Below are 25,137 nucleotides of genomic sequence, written 5' to 3' on the forward strand. Positions count from 1 at the left end.
TAAATATAAGGATTTGTATGAGTTTAAAAGAACAATTAAAAGAAGATTTAAAAACTGCAATGAGAGATAAAGAAGTAGTAAAGAGAGACTCTATAAGAGCCATAAATACTATGATTAAACAAATTGAAGTTGATGAAAGAAAAGATTTAAATGACGAAGATGTTATTAAATTAATTCAAAAAGGTATCAAGCAAAGAGAAGAATCAATTTCTCAATATAAAGCTGCTTCAAGAGATGATTTAGTTGAACAAGAACAAGCTCAAGTTGATATATTTATGTTATACCTTCCAACTCAAGTAAGCGATGAAGAATTAGAAGCAGGAATGAAAGAAATAGTTTCTCAAGTTGGAGCAACTTCTATGAAAGATATTGGAAAAGTTATGGGAAATGCTACAAAAAAATTTGCAGGTGTAGCAGATGGAAAAAGAATTAACGAAATGGTTAAAAAACTTTTAGGATAATCCTTCAAAAAAAACATATTTAGGAAACATTGCATGAACAACGAGTTTGAAAGTATTTTAAGTCAGTTAAGTGATGAAGAAAAAAAAGAAGTAAATCAAAATAATATTGATTTACCTGAAAAATTTATTCCTCTTTTATTAAAAAGAGTTCATCCACAAAATGTTCAACAATTAGCATCTTTAATTAAGCAGTCGGTTTTACCATCAATCTGTCCCAAAACAGATGATGAAATTGATCAATTGTTTTCAAAAGTGGAAAAAGAACCTAATCTTTTATTTGATAAAAAAATACAAAATAAAATTGAAGATTTCATAAATAAAAGGTTTGAAAGAGATAAAAAGATTGTAATCGAAAGAACTTCTGATATTTCTAAACTTGTTTTATTAATGGAAGAGTATTTAAATGAAGCAATATCAAGCAGTGGTTCTGGTTCTAAAAATGTTTTTAATATTAAAGAAAAAATAGTAGCAATGAATATTCAAGAAAATGGTTTAGAATCTCTTACAAAACTACAAAATGAACTTATAAATGCGGCAACATCAATTGAAAAAGAGATGAACGAGGTAAGCAATAAATTAGAAAATGGTAAAACAAAAGTTCAAGAACTTGAAGAAAAAGTTAAAACACTAGAAGATGAACTAAATAGAACAAAAACAGAAAATATGAAAGATCATCTAACAGGTCTTTTAACAAGAAAAGCATTTAGTGAAGAAATTAAAAGAATTGATAGCGCTTATGAAAGAATCAAAACTCAATATGCTGTAATATTTTTTGATTTAGACCACTTTAAAAAACTAAATGATACTTATGGACATGAGTGTGGGGATGTTGTTTTATCAACTTTTGGAAAAATTTTAAATAAAAGTGTAAGAGAACACGATATTGTTGGAAGATATGGTGGAGAAGAGTTTGTAGCTATTATTCACTTTAATTTAAATAGAGAATTATTACAGTTTTTAAAAAGAATAAAAACTATTGTAACTGAAAATAGTTTTTTATATAAAGAGAAAAAAATCAAGGTTACTTTCTCAGCAGGAGTTGCTATAAGAAGCAGTTATGCTACTTATGAAAATACTCTACAAAAAGCTGATATGCTATTATATCAGGCAAAAGAGAATGGAAGAAATAAAATTATTTTAGAAAATGGAATGGAGATTTAATCTAAAAATGGAAATAAAAAATATTTTAAAAATAGGATTGTTTGTTATTACAACATCTATATTTTTCACGGCTTGTGCAAATAAATCAATTGATAAAAAGATAGAAAAACCAAAAATTAAAACTATTGATAATGTTTTGGCTGATTCGTTTGTTTATGATTCTAATCAAAAACTGTATAAAACAAAAACTCCAATAACAAAAGAAGAAGAAAAAAATGCCTTAGTTTCGCAATTTTCGAAATTTTGTTCTGAGAAGAATGGTAAATTAGTTTATACAAATTATTATATAAATAAACAGTATGTTAATTCTTATTCAAAAAATCTAGCTAATGCTTGTGAAGTAGATAAAGAGCCTTACTTTATAATACATCAAGCAAATGAAAATTCTAATTTTTATTATTCGGTAAGTATAGATGATGCTGCAAAAAGAATTTATTTAAATAGAAAACCGCCTGAATTTGAAAAACCAGCTATTGAAAGTACAGAACAAACTGTACAAGAAAGAAAAGAGATTCAAAGAAGAGAAATAGCAAGGGAACAAAAAACTAAAATCTTATTAAGTAATAAAAGTCAAAAAACTATGACATTTTTTGATTCATGGAGAGATTCAGGAAATAAAGCATTATGTTCAACAAAATGTAATGCTTTAAACCTAAAAACTAATGGATATAAAACACTAAAAGAAGCTGTTTCTGATAATTGGCAACTTGTTTCTAAAGTTGGAGAAATAGAAGAAGCTATAGACGATTCTTGTACTTGTTCAGGATATTCTGTTTTAGTAAAAAAATAATTGCTTTTAATCAAATAAGTAAATAAAGGTCGTTCCTTTATTTACTTGAGATTCAACTTCAATATTAATCTTATTTTTCACACAAATATTTTTAACAATACTAAGCCCTATTCCAAAACCACCTGTGATTTTATCACCCCTATAATATCGCTCAAAAATCTTTGATTTGTCTTTTATACCAATTCCCTCATCTTTAAACATTAGTTTAATTTTATTATCTTCTTTGTGTAAAGATATTTCAATATTAGAACCATCTTTTGAATATTTTATTGCATTTGAAATATTATTATCAATAATTCTATAAAGTTCTAATTCATTAAAAATTATATGAATATCATTTTGTAAATTTTTTGTAAATTTGATATTTTTTGAGATTACTAAATCATTAAAAAACTCTATTCTTCTTTCTAAAAAAAGTGAAAAGTTTATATCTGTTTTTTCATCTTTTACCATATTTTGTTGCATATAATATTCTAAATCTTCGTAAATAACTGACATATTTTTTAAAGCAGATTTTATTCGCAAGATATATTTATCATTTTTTAGTCGCATTTGTAGCATATCTACATTTATTCTGGCAACTCCTATTGGAGTTTTTAATTCATGCATTGCATCTTTTAGAAAGTCATCTAAGTATTGATTTAATCTTTTATATGGTTCAATACTTTGTTTGATAATAAAAAATGAAGATAAAAACATAAAACAACTAATAGACAGAATCAAAATAATTGCATTATATATTACTTGTGAGTTATCAATTTCTTTGCAAACGACCAAAAATTTTGCTTCAAAAATATTTTCATTTAAATAATTTTTATAACAAATCTCATTTTTATTTATTAAAAACTCATCAAAAAAATCCATATTATTTGTTTTTAATAATGAAAAAATCACTTGATTATTTTTATCAAAAATACCAGAAAAATATATATTTGAACGAGGATAATAAAAAATTGAACTATTCTCTTTTTCAAAACTATCTATTTTAGAAATTACAGAATAAGCATGATTTTTTAAATCCATTTTATCTTTTATATTTTGATTTTCAAAAGAAGCATCCAAATAAAAATATATTGGAATAAAAGCAATCAATAAAGTCAATAAAACTTGAATTAATATATATTTAATTTCATATTTATTATTTATCAATTTTATATCCTACAAATCGTTTGGTTTTAATAAAATCTTTACAGGTCTTTTCTCTAATTCTTTTTATACACATTCTAATATCAGAATATGAAATATCTTTATTTTCCCAAATTCTTTCATGTAAAGTCTCAATAGAGACAAAAAATCCTCTATTTTGAACTAAAAAAGAGACAAGTTCACTCTCTTTGAAACTCAAATCTATTTGTAAATCATCTTTAAATAAAATATTTTTTTTCACATCAAATTTGTAATTTGGCGGTATTTCTATACTGTCATCTAAAGTTTTAAAACAACTATTTTTAATTAGTTGTTCTATTCTAAATTTTAATTCAATCAAATCAAAAGGTTTTCTAATATAATCATTACACCCTAAATCATAACCTCGACTAAGATTTGTTATATCTGTCAAAGAAGTAAGAATAATAATTGGAGTATTTAATCCCTCTTTTCTAATAGTTTCAACCAAACTAAAACCATCCATTCCAGGCACTCTAATATCTAAAAGAAGCAAATCATAACTATTTGTAAAAACAGCATCTAAAGCGTCATCACCATTTTCAAAGTCATCTACGATAAAATCCAGTTCTTGTAAAAACTCTTTTATGGATACTTTATATAAATAATCATCTTCAAGTAGTAAAATTTTCATATTTTCACTTTATAATAATCTCTTTTTTCTCTTTTAAAAAGTTGTTTTTAAAATTTGTATCTTTACTATTTATCTCTCCTAAATATTCATATTTAGGTAAATATTTAAAGTTTTGTTCATTTTTATCAAAACAAATCATTAAAATTCCAACACTTTTTAAATCAATATCTCCTAAAGGAATTTGGGTAATTATCCTATTATTATACTCATAATAAAAAATTTCATTTGTTAAATAGTTTTTATTTCGCAAAAGTAAATCGTAAAACTTTTTATCATAATCATTTTGAATAATCACAAAATCATGTAAAGAATTATCCTCTTGATGAGATGTTGCAATTGGCAAAAACTCTTTTTTCAAAAGTGGAATAATTTCAATTCCCATATATTTTAGTCTATTTCTTAAATCGCTATAATCTAAAATTATTTCAAGAGTTCCTATGTATTCATTTTTTTGATTAAAAATAGGCGAAATAGCTTTTATATTAAATCTTTTTCCAAGTTCATTTGATACAAAAGGTTCTTGGGTTTCTTTTACTTTTATTAAGCCTTTTCTAAAACTCTCTAAACTCAATCCCGTATCTTTATCTTCCCAACTTCGTACAAAAACTTTTAAATCTTTCGTGTGAACTTGAATTTGAATATTATTTATGTTTGTATAGTTTTTTATATTTTCAAGGGAACTTAAAAGCTCTTTTTTTAACTCTTTTGGTTTATTGTTTTCTAAAAAACTAATGATATTTTGATTCTTAGAAAATAATATAGCCAAAGACAAAGCATGATTTTTTTGATTTGTTAATTCATTTTGTACAATTTCAACTCTATTTGAAACCAAAATATCAACTTGATTTTGTTCTATTTTATTGTTGTATTTATATAAAAAATAAAAAAGAATAGCTATAACTAAAACAAAAAGTAAAGTGAAATTTTTATATGTTTTACTCAAAAGAGTATCCTTTTAGATACTCTTTTTTATTTATTAAGTTTAATAAATGGTCCAAATGGTCCAACTTGTTTTTCAATTGGGTCTTTTCCTTCAATATAAGTATCAGGAGCTTTTACAGCTGCATCTGGAAAATCTTTTTCTCTATTAACTTTTTCTGGTCTTTTATGTCCATTCATATTCATAAAAGCTGCAACATTATAAGCTTCTTCGTCTGTTAAAATAGGATTCTCATGTGTTGCACCTAAAGGCATATTTGCTTTAATAAAATCCATAGCTTTTAAAGTTCTGTACATTCCTGCACCTTTATTATAGCTATCTTTTCCCCAAAGTGGTGGATACATATATCCATTTGCTTTACCTTCATTTTTAACACCTTCACCATTTACACCATGACAAGCTGCACATTGTGTATCATAAACAACTTTTCCTTTATCTGTATCAGCTGCTTGAGTTTGTATCATTTTTCTATTAACTTCAGCTAAACTTGAACCTTCTACTTTAGCACCTACTGGAATACCTTGGCTTAACCAATACATATATGCTTCCATAGCTTTCATCTCTTTACTTTCTAATGGAAGAGATTTTCCATTCATACTTCTTTCCATACAACCATTTATTCTATCAGCTAAAGTTCCAATAGTATTTTCCCTTGGTCTATATTGTGGAAAAGTTGCAAATACTCCGACAAATCCAGCCGAATATGCTTTTGTCCCAGCATCTAAGTGACAGCTTTGACATGCAAGGTTATTTCCTGCAAATCTCATTTTTTTATTTTCAACTTCAGGTCCTATATACTTGTAAGTATGAGATACTAACTCTTTTCCATATTTGATTAAATCACCAAATTGATTATTTGGAATAGTGCTTTCATCTGGAGCTTTCCACTCTATTTTTGGTCCTTCATATTTGTATCCGATGTTATTTCTTTCTTTGATAAGATTTTTATCAAATTTCACAACCTCATCTGCAAATAATGAACTTACAGCCAACAGGCTTAATGTTGCGATAGTTATAATCTTTTTCATAAATAATTTCCCCCTACTATTTGAATAGGAGAATATTATAGTTGTTGTGTAACTTGAAAGTAACAATTAAGATTTATTTGTTATTTTATTGTCATTTACTTTTAGCACAACTAATAATTCTATTTCATTTAACATATTAAAATATGAAATTAAAAAATACATTACAACTATTAAAAGAATTATTCTTTTTATATTTTGTTCTATAAATTTCCTTTTTTGGGTTTATTTATGAAACTATAAAATAAAAGTTTGATTTTTATGTGGTAAAAAAAGAGATTAAATTTTTACCAGTTTAACTATTTTTAATACCAGTTATAAGTTCTTTGTAGCCTAAATCATCAATAAAATATTTCATTTTATTGATGATTTTCCGTAACATATCTTCTAAATTTATCATTTATATTATGACTAGCTATTACGACAATTTTTTTGAAAATTCTTTTAATCTTTCAAAAGTACCTACTGAAAAAGGATTATCATAATCTTCAATTCTATTTATTGAATCAGGAGTATCAAAAAAGTCATTCAAAATTTTCAACTGCATAGACAATTTTTTTTGTAACTTTTTATTCTTTCGCTTTTGAATATTATTTTCAATAGAATCTTTTTTAACGATTTCTAACTTATTTAAAATTGAATTTTCTAATTCTTTTAATTTATTCCACTCTGCATCTTCAATTGATTCTGGCTTATTTGTTAAGTGAAAATCATGAATTGCAATATCTTTTAAAAGTTGATAATATATTTCATTTCTTCTTTCATTTTTATCTAATTCAATATATTTATTTGCCTTCTCCAATAATTTATTATAGTCTTCATCTTTTATCCAACTTACCTTTTCTTGTTTTTTAAAATATATTGCAAAATCAAAAGAATCTATCATATTTATACTATTTAATTTTAATCTATACAACAGTGTAGTTAAAATATTTTGTTGTGTATCAGGTAAGTATTTCATTGCTTCACTATTTAAAGATTCATATCTTAAAACACAATGCAAATTTTTTAAATATAACAAATCTAAAATAATCTTATTATATTCTTCCCAATATTTGTTAGATAACCCTTTAGGCTGACCTTTTTTAATTTTTTCTATTAATTTACTATCACTATAATTAAGTCTTGTAAAATCAAGATACTCTCTATCAACAAAATTTTTATTTATGCGTTCTTCTAATTCTTGCCATTTTTGTTCTGGGAATAATTTAGGTTTTTTTATTAATAATAAAGACTCATGTGTTGCAAAACTTGACTTATCTATAATTTCTTTTAATTTTTCGTCTAAAAGTTCAATTGACTTACTTGTCAATAAACTCCACTCCTCTTTTGTAATAAAATTAGGCATATCTTGATTTAAGATCTTATAAACATCATACTCTTCTATTGTTTTCCAAGTATTCTTTATTGATATATTTTTAATATACTTTTCTCTAATTTTATACCAATCTTTATAACCAATATAAAAAGGTTTCTTTTTATTTAAAAAATCGAAATAATTTTCATATTCACTTTTTGATTTTAAATTTTCTATTTGGAATTTTAAAAATTCTCTTAGTATTAAAATAAAATATATAATCATTACAATAGTACTAATTATATTACTAATATTTAAACTATTTGATTCTAATGCTTTTTCTGCTTTTCCATTGTCATAAGTGATTTTTAAATTATTATCATTAATTCCAGATATAGATGTTTTAAAAATGTAAGTTATTTTTCCATCTATTGGTAATAAAGGGTATAAAATCTCAAAACTAGAATTAGTCTTTGTCACTTTAGATTCATCAGAAAGTGAATATTTAGTTATAGTATAGTTTTCTATTGAAGCATCAATACGTACTAAAATATTTTTTGCTACATCATTTCCTGTATTTAAAATTGTTAATTGTTGAATTATCTCTTTTTTGTCATTATCAATAAAAGTAGTTGGTATTCCTTCTGATAATGTATATTTTAATTCAGCTGACTTATTTGTTAATATATATCCAGCATATAGAATAATTAAACCTACGAAAATAGGTGCTAATAAATTTTTAATCATTTAAATCTGTTCTCTCTTTATTTTTATATCAAATTTTTCCATCAAAATTCCATTTTCTCCTGCCCAATCCTATAAAGTGAAAAATCATACTTTATAGGGTCAAACTCATCAAACTCTTTTAGCTTATTTGTAATCATCAAGGCTGATTTTAAATCATAACTTTGTCTATCTAAAAGTCCTAATTTTTGTGATACTTTAAAAGTATGAGTATCAAGTGGAAGTATTAAATCTTTTTTATTTATTCCACTCCAAAGTCCTAAATCCAGATTATCATCACGAACCATCCAACGCAAAAACATATTCCATCTTTTATATGGAGCATTTCCTAACTCTTTTATAAATCCTTGTTTATCTCTTTTAAATGGGCTTGAAATTAAAAATGTGAAACCTTGTGATTTGTGATTTGCTGTGTTGTGGATTTTTTGAATTAAAGCATCAATTCCTTCTAAAATATTGTTCTCTTTTTTGTAAGCATTTACAAATATACTGTTTAAACTATCTTCATTTTTTAGTCGTTTAAAGGTTTTAAATACTGTTTTTATATCTTGGGCATTTTGAAATCTATAATAGTGATTATTTAACTCTTTATCTATTATTTCATCACTTTTTTCAAGAAGGGAAAAATCTAAACTATCTAAAAACTTCACTATTAATTTTGCATTTCCATAAGCAAATAAAGCACACAAAAGAATTATAAACTCATCATCATATCTACTTGCTACCATCAATGGGTCTGGTTTATCATAGTTTAGTTCTGTGTTATTATTTCTTTGATTTACTTCATTATCTAAAAGCTCTTTTATCTTTTTATCTTCTGTTGTCATAATTTCCTATTTTTTATAAAATTTTCTATATCTTGTTCTATTTTTTCATAGGCTGTGTTTGCATCTTCATAATAAACTTTGCTAAAACACTCTTCATATATGGCATCACTTGGCTCAAGATTATTTAAAATTGAATAATCAGCATATTGGGTTAAAAAACTCACATCAATCACACGACCACTTGTTCCAATAACTACCAATAAACCACAATCTTTTAAAATCTTATGCATTCTTTCATAGTTTGGTGCAGGTTCGCCAAAAAAGACTATATTTGGTCGCATTTTTCCAGCACAACTTTTACAAATTGAATTTGATTTATCTTGAAGTGAATATGAAATATCAATGATTTTTTTACAATTCATACATTTAAGTTCTTTTAAAAATCCATGTAAATGTAAAACATCTTTGCAATTTGCTTTTTCAAGTAAATCATCTATATTTTGGGTGATAACTTCTATTTTATTTGGATATTTATCTTTTAGTTTTGCAATCATTTTATGGGCATTATTTGGAACTCTATCTTTTATATCTTCTCGTCTTAGATTATAAAAATTAATTGTTGCATCATAATTCCAATCCAAACATCCAGCACTACAAATCTCTTGAATGTTGTGTTTTTCCCAAAGACCATCTTCATCTCTAAATGTGGAAATTCCACTACTAGCACTAAGCCCTGCTCCACTTAATATTACAACTTTTCCATCCATTGCTTTTACCTAAATGTAATCTATATTTTATTTGATTATAATACCATTTCAAAAATTTATATGGATTAAAAATAATGCAAAATATATTAATTACAGGTTGTTCTTCAGGTATTGGTTTACAAACTGCACTTACTTTAAAAGAAAATAATTACAAAGTTTACGCAAGTGCTAGAAAACAAAAAGATATAGATATGTTAAAAGACTTAGGTTTTGAAACTTTTAAAATTGATGTAAGAAACAAAGAAGAGATAAGTTATGCACTAAATAAAATCTTAAAAAATGATTTAAAACTTGATGCCGTTTTTAACAATGCTGGATTTGGACAACCAGGAGCTGTTGAGGATTTGAGTGTTGAAGTTTTGAAAAAACAATTTAATACAAACCTCTTTGGGTTTCATGAAGTAACCATCCAAGCTATGAAAATATTTAGAACTCAAGGATTTGGGAAAATCATCCAACATAGCTCAGTTTTAGGAATCATCTCTTTAAAATATAGAGGTGCTTATAATGCAAGTAAATATGCAATTGAGGGCTTAGCTGATACTTTAAGACAAGAAGTAATGGGAAGTAATATTTATATTAGTACAATCAACACAGGACCTGTTAGTTCAAAGTTTAGAGAAAATGCCTTAAAAAAGTTTAATAAAAATATCATAATCAAGGGAAGTTTTTTTGAAAACACGTACAAAAAAGAGTTAAAAGCAAGACTTGAAACAACAGAAGATAAAGCGCCTTTTAATCTTCCAGCTTCAAGTGTTGCAAAAGTCGTTTTAAAAATCATGCAAACAACAAAACCAAAACCTAGATATTATGTAACAAAGGCAACTTATATTTTAGGATTTTTGAAAAGAGTTCTAAGTACATCTTTGATGGATAAATTGCTAAATAAAATCTAAATTTTATTTAGGCAATTATCTCTTTAGCATTTGCAAGAGTTTGTAAATAATCACTGATTTGTATCAAACAAAAAGTAATTAAAAATATCATAAAACCTGGGAAAAAACTAACCCACCAAGCTATATCAATAACAGCTTTTCCATCACTTAATAAACTTCCCCAAGACATAGAAGGAGGATTAACTCCCAAACCTAAAAAGGAAAGCCCAGATTCAGCTAATATTGCACCACCTACTCCAAAAGTAAAAGAAATAAGAAAAATTGGTGCTAGAAGTGGAGCAAAATATTTAAAGATTATTTTAAAATTTGAAACATTTGCAACTTTTAAGATTTTGATAAAAGGTTTATTTCCTATGGCGAAACTTTCACTTCTAATCATTCTGGCCATTCCCATCCAACCAGTAACTGAAATCACTATAATTAAAATTAAAGCTGATGCTTGAATATATGAAACTAAAGCTAAAAGTAGAAAAAATGTAGGAAATGTTAAAAATAAATCAATCATAATTGTGATTGTTTTATCAATATTACCTTTAAAATACCCTGCATTTATTCCAATAAAAAGTCCAATAATAGATGAAATTGATGCAGCTAAAAAACCAATAATCAAAGAAGTTTGACCACCTTCTAAAATTCTAGCTAACATATCACGACCAAGTCTATCTGTTCCAAATAAATGCTCCAAAGAAGGAGCTTGTAAAATTCTTGTAGGATCTAAATCATAGGGAGAAACTGTATAAAAAAAAGGCAATAAAAAAATTGTTAAAACAACTGCTATTAATAAATACAAAGCTATTTTAAACATATTTTTCACTTTTATTTTTGGGTATAAAAATAGTAAGACAAGGCACTTTTACCAAATTTTTTGGTTTTATTTAGTGAAAATCTACCTAAAACTTCTGGCATTTCTAAACTTGAGACATGCTCAATAATAATAATAAAAATATTATCAACTTCAATATTTCTAATCATACTAAATGATTTCTCGTAAATATCATCCATTCCATCTCTATAATCAAAGGGAGGATCAACATATAAAACAATTTCGTCTTTAGAATTTCCTAAAAAATCAATAAACAAAGGAGTTTGTACAAAAGTATTTCCTTGAACTGTTTGACACTTTTCCATATCAACAGATTTACAATTTTTTAGTAAAATTTGATATGAATTTTTATCAAGTTCAATAAAACAAGCTTTTTTTGCCCCTCGACTAATAGCTTCAAGTCCAATAGAACCACTTCCTGCAAATGATTCTATAAAAATCTTATCAATAATATCAAACTGCAAAACATTAAACAAAGACTCTTTTAGTCTAGCTTTCGAACTTCTTGTAACATCCAAAGATGGAAGTTCTAAAATTTTTCCTCTATACTTACCTGCAATTATCTTTGTTGTTGGTTTTTCAGTTTTCATAATTTGCACCTTTATTAAGATTTATCTAGCATAACTTTCAGCTCTTATTTCTCTAATTACATTTACTTTTATTTCACCTGGATACTGAACTTTTTGTTCAATCTCTTTTGCAATTTCAGTTGCTAATAATACTGCTTCATCATCATTTACAAGTTCAGCTTTTACAATAACTCTTACTTCTCGTCCAGCATTTATTGCATAAGCATTTAAAACACCCAATTTACTTGTAGAGATATTTTCAACCTCTTCAACTCTTTTTAGGAAACTCTCAAGAACTTCTCTTCTTGCTCCTGGTCTGGCTGCACTTAAGGCATCCGCAGCACAGACAGAAGCTGATTCTACATTTATAGGTTCTTCGTGTCCATGGTGAGCATAAATTGCATTTATAACTGTATCACATTCGTCATATCTTTTACAAATATCCGCACCTAAATGTACATGCGAACCTGGCATTTCATGGGTTAATGCTTTTCCAATATCATGTAAAAGACCAGCACGTCTAGCTAAGATAGCATCTCCACCCATTTGAGCTGCTAATAAACCAGATAAATGAGCAACTTCTAAAGTATGAGCAAGTGCATTTTGACCGTAAGAAGCTCTATATCTTAATCTTCCAACAAGTTTGATAAGTTCTGGATGCATAGTTTTTATTCCAAGTTCTAGAACTACATCTTCACCCTCTTTCTGAATATTTTTATCAAATTCAGATTTTACTTTTTTATAAATTTCTTCAATTCTAGCTGGTTGAATTCTTCCATCTTCAAGTAACTCTTGAATAGTTTTAGTTGCAACCGCACGTCTGTAAAGATTAAAAGATGAAATAGTAATTGTATTTGGAGTATCATCAATAATAATATCAACACCAAGTAACATTTCAAGAGCTTTAATATTTCGCCCCTCTTTTCCTATAATCTTCCCTTTTGTCTCTTCATCATTAATTGGAACATTATTTATTAATCTCTCAGCCGCAAATTCACCTGCATATCTTGTAACTGCTAGTGAAAGCATATTGTTAATTTCATTTTTAGAATTTTGTTCTGCAATTTTGTATTTTTTTCTAAAAATAGAGGAAATTTCAGCTCTTGAATCTTCTTTAACTTTTTTAAGCATCAAATCTTTTGCTTCAATCAAAGTTAGACCAGAAGCATTTTCAAGTATTTTTATAGCTTCTAAAGTTTTTTCTTCATAAGTCTTTTTTTGTTGTTCTAATCCATCTTTTAAAGTTGTGATTTTTCTATTTTTTTCAACTATTTCATCTTTTTCTTGTTTGATGATTCTTAATTCTGATTCTAAATGGTCATTTAACTCACGCTCTTTTTTTTCTATTTTTGAAAGCATAATATCATACTCTCGTCTTGCGTGTTTAAATTCTCTATCACATTCGAATTTTGCCTTTAATTGAGCATCTTTTAAAGCAACTTCTGCTTCATGTTCAATCACTTTTGCTTTTGCTTTTGCTTGTTCAATAAAAATTTGAAATTTTGCTTTATCTAATTTTTTTACAATAAATATGCTAAATGCAGAACTCGCTACTCCTACAATTGCAATTACTAGTATGTATTCCATATTCAAAACCTTAATTTGTTATTATATAATTAGCTTGAATATCGTAATTATCAGATAGAATTTTCTCACTTTTACAAAGTATTAACTGCGTAAAAACTATTGTTGGTTTATAGTTTAAACTATCAAAAAATCTATCATACATACCTTTTCCAAAACCTATTCTTTTTCCTAGTTTATCAATTCCAACTATAGGAACTATTGCTAGGTCAATTTTTGGGTTTTTAAAAAAAGAGTTATTTGGTTCTTTTATTCCAAATCTCTTTTTGTACAAGGGTAATCTATACTTAACAATTTTAAAACTCTCCCCTTGCATAAATGGTACATAAATCTCTCTTCCTTTTGTTTTTCTTAAACTATTTATCAACGGCTTTACATCAACTTCTATACCCAAAGGGATATACAACAAAATATTTTTCGAACCACTTTGTTTTATAAAGTTTTCTAATTTTTTAACAATTATTTTATTTTTGTAATACTTTAAAAAAAGGCTTGTAAACTCTAATCTCTTTATACACGATTTTCTAAAATCACTTTTGTGATCATTTTTCATATTTAAGCCTCACTTGGGTAAAATTTCTACCCAACAAATAATTTTACCCAAAGGAATTAAAATGCAGTTTAAAACTTTAGCATTTTTATCTATTTTATCTATTTTATTATTTACAGGGTGTGATTCTAAAGATAATAATGAATCTTCAAAGGAAGGATCAGCTGTTCAAAGTAATGGAAAAGTATCAGAATTTCAACTAAAAACAACAAATGACACAATAATCAATCTAAAATTAGAAAATGATAAGATCATACTAAAAGATTATCCAAACAAAATAGTTTTATTAAACTTTTTTACAACTTGGTGTCCACCTTGTAAAGCAGAAATCCCAAATTTAATCAAAATACAAAATGATTATAGAAATGATCTTGTAGTTATTTCAGTTTTACTAGAAGAAATGAAAACAAATGATGAAATAAAACAATTTATAAAAGAGTATAATATAAATTATGATGTAATAAATTCACCTGAGCATTTAGAATTTGCAAAAGCCTTAGGGGGAATAAAATCAATCCCAACTATGTTTTTAATTGATAAAAAAAATACTGTGTTTCAAAAGTATGTGGGATTAGTTCCAAATGAAATGATGGAAATAGATATTAAAAAAGTGTTAGAAAAATAAAGGTAAAAAATGTTTAGTTTTTTAAAAAAGAAAAAAAATGATGATATTGAAAATAAAGAATCTCCTTTCGAAATTAAAGAAAATTCTATTCAAAAAATAGAATCTAATAATGAAGAAAAAAAAGGTTTCTTTTCAAAAGCATTAGAAAAAACTTTTGTAACTATTAAAACTGTGGTTCCTCAAAAAAAAGAAAAAATATCTTTTGATGATATTCAAGAACTCCTAATAGAAGCTGATATGGAATATGAAATTATAGAAAAAGCAATGGATGGACTTCCAGATGAAATCACAAGAAAACAGTTAAGACATAGACTTGTTATGCTTTTTGAACATGCGCCAAAAGTTGATTTATCAAATTTACCAAAACCATTTGTAAGACTTATTATTGGAGTTAATGGAGCTGGAAAAACTACAACCATTGCAAAACTTGCAAATATGTCAAAAAAAGAGGGGAAAAGTGTAATTTTAGGAGCTGGAGATACATTTAGAGCTGCTGCTATTGAGCAACTTTCTACTTGGGCTACTAAACTTGATGTTCCTATTATTAAAACAAAACAAGGACATGATGCAAGTGCAGTAGCTTATGATACAATAAGCGCAGCAATTGCTAGAGATATTGATAATGTAATCATTGATACAGCAGGACGCCTTCAAACACAAACAAATCTAAACAATGAACTTAAAAAAATAGTTAAAGTTTGTACAAAAGCAATGAGCGATGCTCCCCACCAAAAACTTATGATTCTAGATGGAACACAAGGAAATACAGCAATTGCACAAGCAAAGGCTTTTAATGAAATGGTTGGAATTGATGGAATAATAGTTACTAAACTTGATGGTACTGCAAAAGGTGGAGCATTATTTTCAATCTCAAATCAACTTGAACTTCCAATTTTTTATGTGGGAATTGGAGAAAAACAAGATGATTTAATAGAATTCTCTCCCGATGAATTTGTGGATAGTTTATTAAATGAAATTTACACACCAGAAAAATAAATAAAGGAATTAATTTTGAAAGCAAAAAACAAATCTTTTCTTGAAGATATATTTATACTTTTCATTCTTGGAATTTTAATATATTTTATTTATAGCTTCTTTTTTTCATCTGATGAAAAAGTTGAAATAGAAGAAAATAAAGCAACTATAGAAAAAAAAATAGAAGCAATTATCAATAAAGAACCCATTATAAATGAAGTTAAAAAAGAAGAAGTATTCCCTCAAAGAACACAAGAAACAAATACAACAGTTGTAGAAACTCCAAAAGAAAATTTACCTCAAGTAGAAAATATTGTTGAAACGAAAGAGAATATTTTAAAAGAAGAAAGAATTGAGCAAAAAGTTGAAAATAAGATTGAACAAAAAGAGATAGAAAAAAAGATACCAACAACTGATATGACTGATCCAAAAGCAAAAATTGAGTTATTTTATAAAACTATTAGAGAACAAATATATTCAAATATTAATAAAAATGTTGATAAAAACCAAATTAGAACAGGTGAATCTGTAGAAATTAGACTTACTATCTTAAAAGATGGTGGATATGAACAATTAAGTTCTACAAAAGGAGATAATGAATATTTTGAATTATTCAGATCTTCAATAAAAGAAGCATTTCCTGTTAAAATTGATGACTCAATAAAAGAGAGTTTTCCTAGATATTTTAGAATGAAAATAGAATTTTAAGAGGTTTTGTAACCTCTTATTTTTTAATCCATGTAAGGTATATCTAAATTTGCATCTCTGTCTGTTGCACTAAAATCAAAACTATTATCCACTAACAATTTCTCAAGATTCTTTGCTAAAACTTTTACCTGAAGCATATGATAACTATTATTTTTAATATTATTTTCAATTTCACTTTTATAAAAAGCTAAAATAATTGGATGGATTTTATCTTGATTTTCAACCAAATTATCTAAAAAATCTTTCAACTTATAAATATCAAATTCATCTATTTTTTCAAGTTTTCTTACAAGATTTCTTACAAACTGTTTTTGGTGGTAACCCTCACTCATACTTAAAAGCTTTGAAGCAGCATAAATATCAGCTTCTTGTCCTGAATAATTATATAAATATCTAAAATGATCGCAAACTATTTCTATATAGTTGGGATAATACTTTAATACAAAAACTAACTCTTTTAAATCCCCATCAATTAATACTTGAAATAAAGTAGCAGTTCTTTTTTGGATTTTGTCCCAATGACCACCATCAGATTTTGAATCACCCAAAAATTTCTCATAATTTTCTAATTTAGTTTTTTCTTCCATAAATGATTATATGCAATTTTTATACCCTATATTTTAAATAGAATTATTGTTTTAACTCTTCTAAAAAAGTTTTATATGGTTCTTGCCAACAACAAGTATGTGTAGCATTGTAATATTTGTAAGTTATGTTATTTTTCTTCTCAAACTTTGAAAAGTAAGATAAAAAAACATCTTTTGGAATAACATCATCATCTTTTCCAATTAAATGATATTGTTTAATATTTTCAAGTTCTTTAGTATAATCTGCTGGATTTAAAGATTCATCCAATCTTGATATATTGTGCATTGTAGTCCACTTTAAAATATCCAAATTTCCAGCTACAGTTACAAGTAGATTTATATCTTCTCTTTGTGCAGCAGTCAAGGCTGCTATTGCTCCACCACCTGAATATCCAATCAAAGTAAAACTTTTATTTTTATAATTATCTTTTAAATTAGATAAGGCTTCATCAAAACTTTTTATAACTTTTGAATCAAATCTATTACTTGTCCAGTATTTTTTACTACATTCATTTGAAGTTATATATTGACAAGGTCTTGCTAAATAAACTTTACATTCATTTGTATCTTGATTCATAAGTTCTAAAGCTGTAGGAGTTATTGGTGTAGGATTTGCTGATATTGTAGTTCTTGTAATCCAAGACAATCCATCACCTTCTATATAAACTTTTAAATCTTTATTTTTACAATTATTAGAAGTTTTCTGTAAAGAAAATAGAGTAAATGAAGAGGTTTGTATGTTAATTTGTTTTAAGTCTTTATTTGCAAGGCTAAATAAAGACTCTTTTCTTTCTTCTAAAGTTGGAATACTACTTAAACATCCAGTAAAAATAAATATTATAAATAAAGAAAAAAAGGAAATATTCATTTTTATTTTAATAATAAATCCATTTCTTTAACTAATGCTTTTCTTTTTGCAAGATTAATTAATGCTTCTTCTGATTCTTGGAAACTTGCATCTTTTTCAGGAATATATCTTTCAATAAAAATAATTTGAGTACCAACATCTTTTAAATTTACTTTTACAATATCACCTTCATTTTTATCTTTTAAAGCGGTTTTTATCTCTGAATTTAATTTATTTGCATCAACTAAATCAGTTAAACCATCTTTGTGTTTAGAAGCCAAATCATTTGAAACTGATTTTACATATTTTATGAAAGATTCTTGTTTATCTTTTTTAGTTTTTGCTTTGTTTAAAGCACTTATAATTTTATCTGCATTTTCTTCGTAAGTTACTAAAATATTTCTCAATTCATATTTTGCTACAACTCTTGGTTTTTCAGCTTTATATAACTCTTTAAGTTCTGCATCACTTGGGATATAACTTCTTAAAAACTTTTCACTCCAAATATCAACAGTAAGGATACTTTTTGCAGTTTTTAAATTAATATCATTTTTCATTATATTTTTTTCTAAATTTTGAGATAGTTTTACAACCGTATCATACTCTTTGATTAAAGCTTCTTTTACATTTGCTTCTTGTTTATAAAAATCAACTTTATGCTTTTGAGCTGTATAAGAAGCAACCTCTTTTTCATCTGAAAATAAATTAATATTAAATAAAACACTACATAAAAATAAAGCTGTAAATTTTTTCATTTTTTCCCTTTTAAATATAAAAATTAAAAACTAAGTCTAAAAGAAACATTTCCTGAATATCCTTCAAAATTGCCATCTTTACTTCTGTCATAATCAACACCTAACATTAAACTTGTAGATTCACTAAGTGTGGTTTTAACCCCTATTCCTGCATTATAAACTGTTTTGTTTAATTCTTGAGTTGGTGTTACAAACTGATTTCCACCACCTGTATATTGGGCTTTTATATCTGCATTACTATCACCAATTGCATTATAAGCTGCCAATTTAAATTCAGGAATAACAACATTATCACCAACATTTAAATTCGTACTAAGTTTAGCTCCAACTCCCAGCGTACCTTTATTCATTTTTACTGAATCAACTTTTAAAGCATCATTTTGATACGCAGTTCCTTTTTCAGTATAACCTTTTTGGTTTAGATTTCCATATTCAAGTGAAGCAAAAGGTGTTAAAGTTGCTAAATCTTCAAAATATACTCTATGACCAACTTCAACTTTAGCAGATATTTGATCAGCATCAGATGAAGATGTTAACTTACCTGAATTAGCAGTTCTTGTCGAATCAGTAGAGTGTTTAGCATAAGATAATATTCCATCTACATAGGTATCACCAAAATCTCTTGACCCATAAGTTGAAAATTGAATACTTTGAGTATCTGAACTATCTCCACTTCTAAAATCAGTTTGATCTATTTTTGTAGTTGCTTGGGCTACTGCTAATCCTATTGTTGTACCATTTCTTAGAGTTCTATCAAGCCCAGCTACAAAACCTACAGTAGTTGATTCATAGCCATCATAATCTTCAACTTTACTTTGAGTTGCTTTTGAACCCATCGCTTTTATCCATAATGAATTATTAAGAGTATATGTACCTGATGAATATCCTGAATAACCATATGGAATAAAATCTGTACTAGAAGAGACTCTCATATCAGCCATTCTATCTTTGATTGTTGTTAATACTAAATTTGAAGCAGTTATAGAAGATTGAATACTTGAATTGTTAGCAACTGGTGCCAATAATTTTTGCATTTCTACCATCTGAGCTTTTTTCTCAGAAGATAGAATCAATCCACCATCTAACTCTTCAATTCTTGTTATAACATCACCTAAAGCGCCTTCTCTAACTACAGTATCATAAGCATAACCTGCTAGTGCTTCAGAAGCTCCATTTGAATAATGTTGTCCTATTTCTGATTTTTTAATATATAAATCTTCAACACCATAACTTCCACCACCTGTTCTATCGGCAAATAAAATCAGATTATTTCCATCAACTTTAATTATTGAATCAATGATACTATTATCACTAACTTTTCCATTTGCTTCTGTTCCATAATAAGTTCCCAAAATACTATTTGCAGAAACTAAATTATAACTTCCTGCACCATATAAAGTACCTACATAATTAACTTTTATTATTGCATTATTATCAATTGTTAAAGTATCAGTTGTAATACTTCCAGAAGGAACACCTGTTGATGAACCAGTAGCTGTTATATCAGAAGTATATATTTTAAATCCTGTTAATGAATTAGCTGCTAATGATAAGTTATCATTAACTGTTATGTCACGAGTATTTACATCTAAAGCAGAATTCGCTCTTACAGTCAAACTTCCACCAAAAATAATATCATTCTTCATTTCAAGTATCGTTTGATTTGTTCCATTTCCAATATAAGTATTTTGAGCATATATATTTTTTGTTAACTCTTGAGTATACGTACTTGCAGAAGAACCAGCTGATCCAAAAGTTACATTTTTAAGTCTTTTTGTACTTGTACCAATATCTGTAGCAAGTAGTGTTGTACCTAAGAAATTTAATGAACCTGTATTAGTAGTTGCTGTAGTAACTGCAACAGGTACAGAAGACACTACTATATTTTTACCATCAGATACATTTACCACACCATCAGCATCATATATTAAACTGCTTATTAAATTTCCTTGGAAATTAACTGTTCCTGTTCCACTCACATGAAAAGTAGTCTCATTTACATAAACATCATTTCTAAAAGTAACTGTTTCTCCATTTGCTCCTGCATTAATTCTTTTAAAAGTAGAATTTCCAGCAGTATTACCACCTAAAATTCCTGTTATTATTGAACTTCCTGCAAATTCTAAAATTGCATCATTTCCATTAATAAATTGAGTTCCACCAGCGCCAACAGTTAAATTAACATCATCACCTATTGCTAAAGTACCAGCTTTATTATCAAAATTAACAGTTCCTATCATTCCCTCTGAAGAAGTATTTGAGCTATTATCACCATTTAATACAACTTTCCCATTATCAGAATATTTTAAAGTTGAGGCATATACCATATCATCAAAAGTAACTGTTTTTCCTGTTGCTCCTGCATTTATAGTATTTAAAACTTTATTACTTTGTCCAACTTCACCTTCAATATTAGAAGTTCCTTGGAAAGTTAATGTTCCTGTATTTGTATTATCTACAGTAATTATTATATTATCAGAACCTGTATTTATTATATCTACACCATCTGCTAATGTTAATGTTGCATTATTTCTAAGAGATACAACATCAGCATAAAGTTCTCTTCCTAGCGCATCATAAGTTACTAAAACTCCATTTGGTGTATTTTGCTCATTATTTGTATTTATATTAAGTTCTTTAATACCATAAATATTACTTCCGATACTATCAGAAATAATTCCATCACCTTTGAAATTTACAATACCTGTATTATTAGTAGCTAATGTTTGAACTGAACCTAAAATTCCCATTCCATCTGATATATTTACAATTCCATTATTTCCTGAAAAATTAATATCTCCTGTTAGCCCAGTTAATAAATTTGCTGTTCCAATATTTGAAAATACTATATCAGTTGTTGTAGTTCCACTCGTTGTATTAAAATTTGCAGTTCCTGCACCAATTGTAGTTGTTGTTGCTACTACATTATCTTCAAAATTTACTGTTCCATTACCTACTGTTATATCTGTAGCATAAACATCATTTGCAAATGTTGACGTTGAACCATTTACTCCTGCATTTACTTCTGCTAATGATGCTCCAACTCCTCCAACTGTTCCTGTTACGGTTTGATTATTACTTCCAACTAAATTTAATGTTCCTTTATTATCGGCTGTTGTTATAACATTCCCTGTTAATCCAGTATTTAAATTTGCTGTTCCATTATTTGTAAATTGTAAATTAGAAGTTGTTGTTCCTGATACTGTATTAAAATTCCCTGTTCCAGTTGATATTGTAGTTGTTGTTGCTGTTAGATTATCTTGGAAAGTACTTGTTCCTGCATTTACATTTACATTTGTTGCTACTACATTATCTTGAAAAGTTGTAGCTCCTGTTCCTGTATTTTCTACTGTATTTGCGTACACATTATTTACAAATGTCGAAGTAGCTCCCGTTGCTCCTGAACTTACTTTTTCTAATGATGCTCCAACTCCTCCAACTGTTCCTGTTACTGTTTGAGTTCCACCAGCTAGTGTTAAAATACCCATATTTGCATCAGCTGTTGTAATTGTTGAAGTTATATTTTTCCCACTTGCCAGTATTAATTCTGAGCTATTTGTTGTTCCATTATTATTTAAAACTGTACTATTTGCAAATACATTCCCATTTATTGTGGTTGTCGAATAATTTGTTGCATCTGTATCACTTCCAATATTTAAGGTATTTAAATCTAAAGACGTTGAACTTCCTATATTCCCTGTGATTGTCTTATTTAATCCTGTTGTAGTTAATATTCCTTGGTTATTCCCTGTTGCTACTACATTCCCTGTTAAATCTGAATTTAAAATTACTGTACCTGTACCTGTCATATTTAGGTTTGAGGCATAAACATTTGAGTTAAATGTTGAAGTTGAACCAGCGACACCAGCGTTTATTTCTTTTAATGATGCTCCTGATGCTCCAACTTGTCCTGTTACAGTTGAGCTTCCTTCTAAACTTAATGTTCCGGTATTATCTACAGATGTTGTTATTGCTGAATTTATATTTTTTGTATCTGCTAATATTACTGTTCCATCTGCGTTATATCTTATTGCTGTTCCTGTAAAATTTCCATCTAAATTTACTGTTCCGGTACCTTCTACATCTAAATTTGTTGCATAAACATCATTTGCAAATGTTGACGTTGAACCATTTACTCCTGCATTTACTTCTGCTAATGATGCTCCAACTCCTCCAACTGTTCCTGTTACGGTTTGATTATTACTTCCAACTAAATTTAATGTTCCTTTATTATCGGCTGTTGTTATAACATTCCCTGTTAATCCAGTATTTAAATTTGCTGTTCCATTATTTGTAAATTGTAAATTAGAAGTTGTTGTTCCTGATACTGTATTAAAATTCCCTGTTCCAGTTGATATTGTAGTTGTTGTTGCTGTTAGATTATCTTGGAAAGTACTTGTTCCTGCATTTACATTTACATTTGTTGCTACTACATTATCTTGAAAAGTTGTAGCTCCTGTTCCTGTATTTTCTACTGTATTTGCGTACACATTATTTACAAATGTCGAAGTAGCTCCCGTTGCTCCTGAACTTACTTTTTCTAATGATGCTCCAACTCCTCCAACTGTTCCTGTTACTGTTTGAGTTCCACCAGCTAGTGTTAAAATACCCATATTTGCATCAGCTGTTGTAATTGTTGAAGTTATATTTTTCCCACTTGCCAGTATTAATTCTGAGCTATTTGTTGTTCCATTATTATTTAAAACTGTACTATTTGCAAATACATTCCCATTTATTGTGGTTGTCGAATAATTTGTTGCATCTGTATCACTTCCAATATTTAAGGTATTTAAATCTAAAGACGTTGAACTTCCTATATTCCCTGTGATTGTCTTATTTAATCCTGTTGTAGTTAATATTCCTTGGTTATTCCCTGTTGCTACTACATTCCCTGTTAAATCTGAATTTAAAATTACTGTACCTGTACCTGTCATATTTAGGTTTGAGGCATAAACATTTGAGTTAAATGTTGAAGTTGAACCAGCGACACCAGCGTTTATTTCTTTTAATGATGCTCCTGATGCTCCAACTTGTCCTGTTACAGTTGAGCTTCCTTCTAAACTTAATGTTCCGGTATTATCTACAGATGTTGTTATTGCTGAATTTATATTTTTTGTATCTGCTAATATTACTGTTCCATCTGCGTTATATCTTATTGCTGTTCCTGTAAAATTTCCATCTAAATTTACTGTTCCGGTACCTTCTACATCTAAATTTGTTGCATAAACATCATTTGCAAATGTTGACGTTGAACCATTTACTCCTGCATTTACTTCTGCTAATTTATTTCCATTTGTTCCTACTTGTCCACTTACAGTTTGAGTTCCACCAGCTAGTGTTAAAATACCCATATTTGCATCAGCTGTTGTAATTGTTGAAGTTATATTTTTCCCACTTGCCAGTATTAATTCTGAGCTATTTGTTGTTCCATTATTATTTAAAACTGTACTATTTGAAAATACATTCCCATTTATTGTGGTTGTCGAATAATTTGTTACATCTGTATCACTTCCAATATTTAAGGTATTTAAATCTAAAGACGTTGAACTTCCTATATTCCCTGTGATTGTCTTATTTAATCCTGTTGTAGTTAATATTCCTTGGTTATTCCCTGTTGTTACTACATTCCCTGTTAAATCTGAATTTAAAATTACTGTACCTGCAGCACTAAATTTCAAATCATCTACTGAACCAGAAGAGACATCAACTGCATTATTAAAAGTAGTTGTTCCTACTGCCGTTACATCTATTGAACCAGCATTTACAGTTCCATTAAATGCTATATTATCACCATTAAGTTTTATATTTCCATCACTTATTGCTGTGTAACCAGATACAGTATTATTTCCTTGAAAAATCAAATTAGCTGTATAATCAATTGAAGATGGTGTCTGTGTTAAAGAGTAAGTTGAAGTACTAGAAACCGGAACATAAGTAGGAGCTACAGGTGCGGTATAAAGAGTAGCACCTTGTTTAGTAATATTATTTGCATTTGCACCAGATGCAAAAGTAAGCTCTAATTTTAAATAATCTGATGTTTGATTAAGTTTATAAGCATCTTGTCCTATTCCATAATAATCTGAAGAAATAGAGGTTGGGATATAATTGCTGTTTGCCCAAGAAGTTGGAGCAAATATTACATCAGTACTACTTGTATCACTTCGAGTATCAGTATTATTGCCATTAGTTTTAGTATTTGTTGCAGTCTCAACCGTAACACTACCACTCGTAAGAGGACTAATGACAGTACTTGTTCCAGTAAAATAATCTGTAGCATTAGCTTTTGTACTAGAAAGTATTAGCATTCCACCTATTAGGGCAATACTAAATGCTAAACCTATTTTTCCACCTTTTAAAATACGAAATCTCGTATCCTTAACTCTGAATGAATTCATTCTTAGAGTTCTCCTTAGTTTTTAATACATCATAATTGTATTTAGTATACCTAAAAAACTCAAAAAACAAGAT

The 25,137-nt window shown here is 27.5% G+C and carries 22 protein-coding genes; 7 read left to right on the forward strand and 15 right to left on the reverse strand.

The annotated features are described in order from the left end of the window. Positions 1 to 17 precede the first annotated feature (17 nt). Genes ASUIS_RS08640 through ASUIS_RS08650 form a run of 3 tightly spaced genes read left to right on the forward strand, consistent with a single transcriptional unit; the run spans position 18 to position 2,412 of the window. The gene (locus ASUIS_RS08640; protein ID WP_118886659.1) at positions 18 to 461 is read left to right on the forward strand and encodes a GatB/YqeY domain-containing protein; all 444 of its coding nucleotides are present in this window, start codon (positions 18 to 20) and stop codon (positions 459 to 461) included. Positions 462 to 494: 33 nt separating this feature from the next. Further along, a complete protein-coding gene (locus ASUIS_RS08645; RefSeq protein WP_118886660.1) occupies positions 495 to 1,622 on the forward strand; it encodes a GGDEF domain-containing protein in 1,128 nt (375 codons plus the stop codon). A gap of 7 nt (positions 1,623 to 1,629) precedes the next feature. Further along, entirely contained in the window at positions 1,630 to 2,412 is a 783-nt protein-coding gene (locus tag ASUIS_RS08650) for a hypothetical protein (protein WP_128326712.1), read from the forward strand. Between the two features lie 6 nt (positions 2,413 to 2,418). Here ASUIS_RS08650 and ASUIS_RS08655 read toward each other — a convergent pair whose 3' ends face one another. The 7 genes from ASUIS_RS08655 to ASUIS_RS08685 form a co-directional block, all read right to left on the reverse strand. After that, positions 2,419 to 3,561: a sensor histidine kinase gene (locus ASUIS_RS08655; protein WP_118886662.1), complete on the reverse strand. Its 1,143-nt coding sequence runs from the start codon at positions 3,559 to 3,561 to the stop codon at positions 2,419 to 2,421. Then, positions 3,551 to 4,210, reverse strand: coding sequence for a response regulator transcription factor (locus ASUIS_RS08660; RefSeq protein ID WP_118886663.1), 660 nt, complete (start codon positions 4,208 to 4,210; stop codon positions 3,551 to 3,553). Before ASUIS_RS08660 ends, ASUIS_RS08655 begins: the two co-directional genes overlap by 11 nt. 4 nt (positions 4,211 to 4,214) lie before the next feature. Beyond that, positions 4,215 to 5,153: a cache domain-containing protein gene (locus ASUIS_RS08665; protein WP_118886664.1), complete on the reverse strand. Its 939-nt coding sequence runs from the start codon at positions 5,151 to 5,153 to the stop codon at positions 4,215 to 4,217. Positions 5,154 to 5,179: 26 nt separating this feature from the next. Next, on the reverse strand, positions 5,180 to 6,178 hold the full coding sequence (locus ASUIS_RS08670; protein WP_118886665.1) for a c-type cytochrome: 999 nt from the start codon (positions 6,176 to 6,178) through the stop codon (positions 5,180 to 5,182). A gap of 415 nt (positions 6,179 to 6,593) precedes the next feature. After that, positions 6,594 to 8,219 (reverse strand): hypothetical protein, encoded by a 1,626-nt coding sequence (locus ASUIS_RS08675; protein ID WP_118886666.1) that lies wholly within the window; start codon positions 8,217 to 8,219, stop codon positions 6,594 to 6,596. A 41-nt stretch (positions 8,220 to 8,260) separates the two neighbouring features. Beyond that, a complete protein-coding gene (locus tag ASUIS_RS08680; protein WP_118886667.1) occupies positions 8,261 to 9,043 on the reverse strand; it encodes a TIGR02757 family protein in 783 nt (260 codons plus the stop codon). Then, a complete protein-coding gene (locus ASUIS_RS08685) occupies positions 9,040 to 9,750 on the reverse strand; it encodes an SIR2 family NAD-dependent protein deacylase (protein WP_118886668.1) in 711 nt (236 codons plus the stop codon). The genes ASUIS_RS08680 and ASUIS_RS08685 overlap by 4 nt, the downstream gene beginning before the upstream one ends. A 74-nt stretch (positions 9,751 to 9,824) precedes the next feature. Between ASUIS_RS08685 and ASUIS_RS08690 the strand changes: the two genes are divergently transcribed. Further along, positions 9,825 to 10,646: an SDR family NAD(P)-dependent oxidoreductase gene (locus ASUIS_RS08690; RefSeq protein ID WP_118886669.1), complete on the forward strand. Its 822-nt coding sequence runs from the start codon at positions 9,825 to 9,827 to the stop codon at positions 10,644 to 10,646. A gap of 7 nt (positions 10,647 to 10,653) precedes the next feature. Here the strand turns inward: ASUIS_RS08690 and ASUIS_RS08695 are convergent, their stop codons facing one another. Genes ASUIS_RS08695 through ASUIS_RS08710 form a run of 4 tightly spaced genes read right to left on the reverse strand, consistent with a single transcriptional unit; the run spans position 10,654 to position 14,175 of the window. Next, positions 10,654 to 11,451: an ABC transporter permease gene (locus ASUIS_RS08695; protein ID WP_118886670.1), complete on the reverse strand. Its 798-nt coding sequence runs from the start codon at positions 11,449 to 11,451 to the stop codon at positions 10,654 to 10,656. Between the two features lie 11 nt (positions 11,452 to 11,462). Beyond that, entirely contained in the window at positions 11,463 to 12,059 is a 597-nt protein-coding gene (gene rsmD / locus ASUIS_RS08700) for a 16S rRNA (guanine(966)-N(2))-methyltransferase RsmD (RefSeq protein WP_118886671.1), read from the reverse strand. A gap of 21 nt (positions 12,060 to 12,080) precedes the next feature. Then, a complete protein-coding gene (gene rny, locus ASUIS_RS08705; protein WP_118886672.1) occupies positions 12,081 to 13,625 on the reverse strand; it encodes a ribonuclease Y in 1,545 nt (514 codons plus the stop codon). A gap of 10 nt (positions 13,626 to 13,635) precedes the next feature. Beyond that, entirely contained in the window at positions 13,636 to 14,175 is a 540-nt protein-coding gene (locus tag ASUIS_RS08710; protein ID WP_118886673.1) for a 5-formyltetrahydrofolate cyclo-ligase, read from the reverse strand. A 61-nt stretch (positions 14,176 to 14,236) separates the two neighbouring features. On the opposite strand from ASUIS_RS08710, the gene ASUIS_RS08715 reads away from it, so the two are divergent. From ASUIS_RS08715 to ASUIS_RS13525, 3 genes are read left to right on the forward strand one after another with little or no spacing between them, the layout of a single operon-like run. After that, positions 14,237 to 14,797 carry a TlpA family protein disulfide reductase gene (locus tag ASUIS_RS08715; RefSeq protein WP_118886674.1) on the forward strand — a complete coding sequence of 187 codons (561 nt, stop codon included), beginning with the start codon at positions 14,237 to 14,239 and terminating at the stop codon, positions 14,795 to 14,797. 9 nt (positions 14,798 to 14,806) lie between these two features. After that, positions 14,807 to 15,793: a signal recognition particle-docking protein FtsY gene (ftsY, locus tag ASUIS_RS08720; RefSeq protein ID WP_118886675.1), complete on the forward strand. Its 987-nt coding sequence runs from the start codon at positions 14,807 to 14,809 to the stop codon at positions 15,791 to 15,793. Between the two features lie 15 nt (positions 15,794 to 15,808). Beyond that, positions 15,809 to 16,480, forward strand: coding sequence for a hypothetical protein (locus ASUIS_RS13525; RefSeq protein ID WP_128326713.1), 672 nt, complete (start codon positions 15,809 to 15,811; stop codon positions 16,478 to 16,480). Positions 16,481 to 16,503: 23 nt separating this feature from the next. Here the strand turns inward: ASUIS_RS13525 and ASUIS_RS08730 are convergent, their stop codons facing one another. Genes ASUIS_RS08730 through ASUIS_RS08745 form a run of 4 tightly spaced genes read right to left on the reverse strand, consistent with a single transcriptional unit; the run spans position 16,504 to position 25,064 of the window. Continuing rightward, a complete protein-coding gene (locus ASUIS_RS08730) occupies positions 16,504 to 17,067 on the reverse strand; it encodes a hypothetical protein (protein ID WP_118886677.1) in 564 nt (187 codons plus the stop codon). A 43-nt stretch (positions 17,068 to 17,110) separates the two neighbouring features. Beyond that, complete coding sequence (locus tag ASUIS_RS08735) at positions 17,111 to 17,935, reverse strand: lipase family protein (RefSeq protein WP_118886678.1); 825 nt, start codon at positions 17,933 to 17,935, stop codon at positions 17,111 to 17,113. A gap of 2 nt (positions 17,936 to 17,937) precedes the next feature. Continuing rightward, positions 17,938 to 18,669, reverse strand: coding sequence for a peptidylprolyl isomerase (locus tag ASUIS_RS08740; RefSeq protein WP_118886679.1), 732 nt, complete (start codon positions 18,667 to 18,669; stop codon positions 17,938 to 17,940). A 23-nt stretch (positions 18,670 to 18,692) separates the two neighbouring features. Beyond that, positions 18,693 to 25,064 carry an autotransporter domain-containing protein gene (locus ASUIS_RS08745; RefSeq protein ID WP_118886680.1) on the reverse strand — a complete coding sequence of 2,124 codons (6,372 nt, stop codon included), beginning with the start codon at positions 25,062 to 25,064 and terminating at the stop codon, positions 18,693 to 18,695. Between the last annotated feature and the right edge of the window lie 73 nt (positions 25,065 to 25,137).

This window comes from Arcobacter suis CECT 7833, from assembly GCF_003544815.1.
Lineage (GTDB): Bacteria > Campylobacterota > Campylobacteria > Campylobacterales > Arcobacteraceae > Aliarcobacter > Aliarcobacter suis.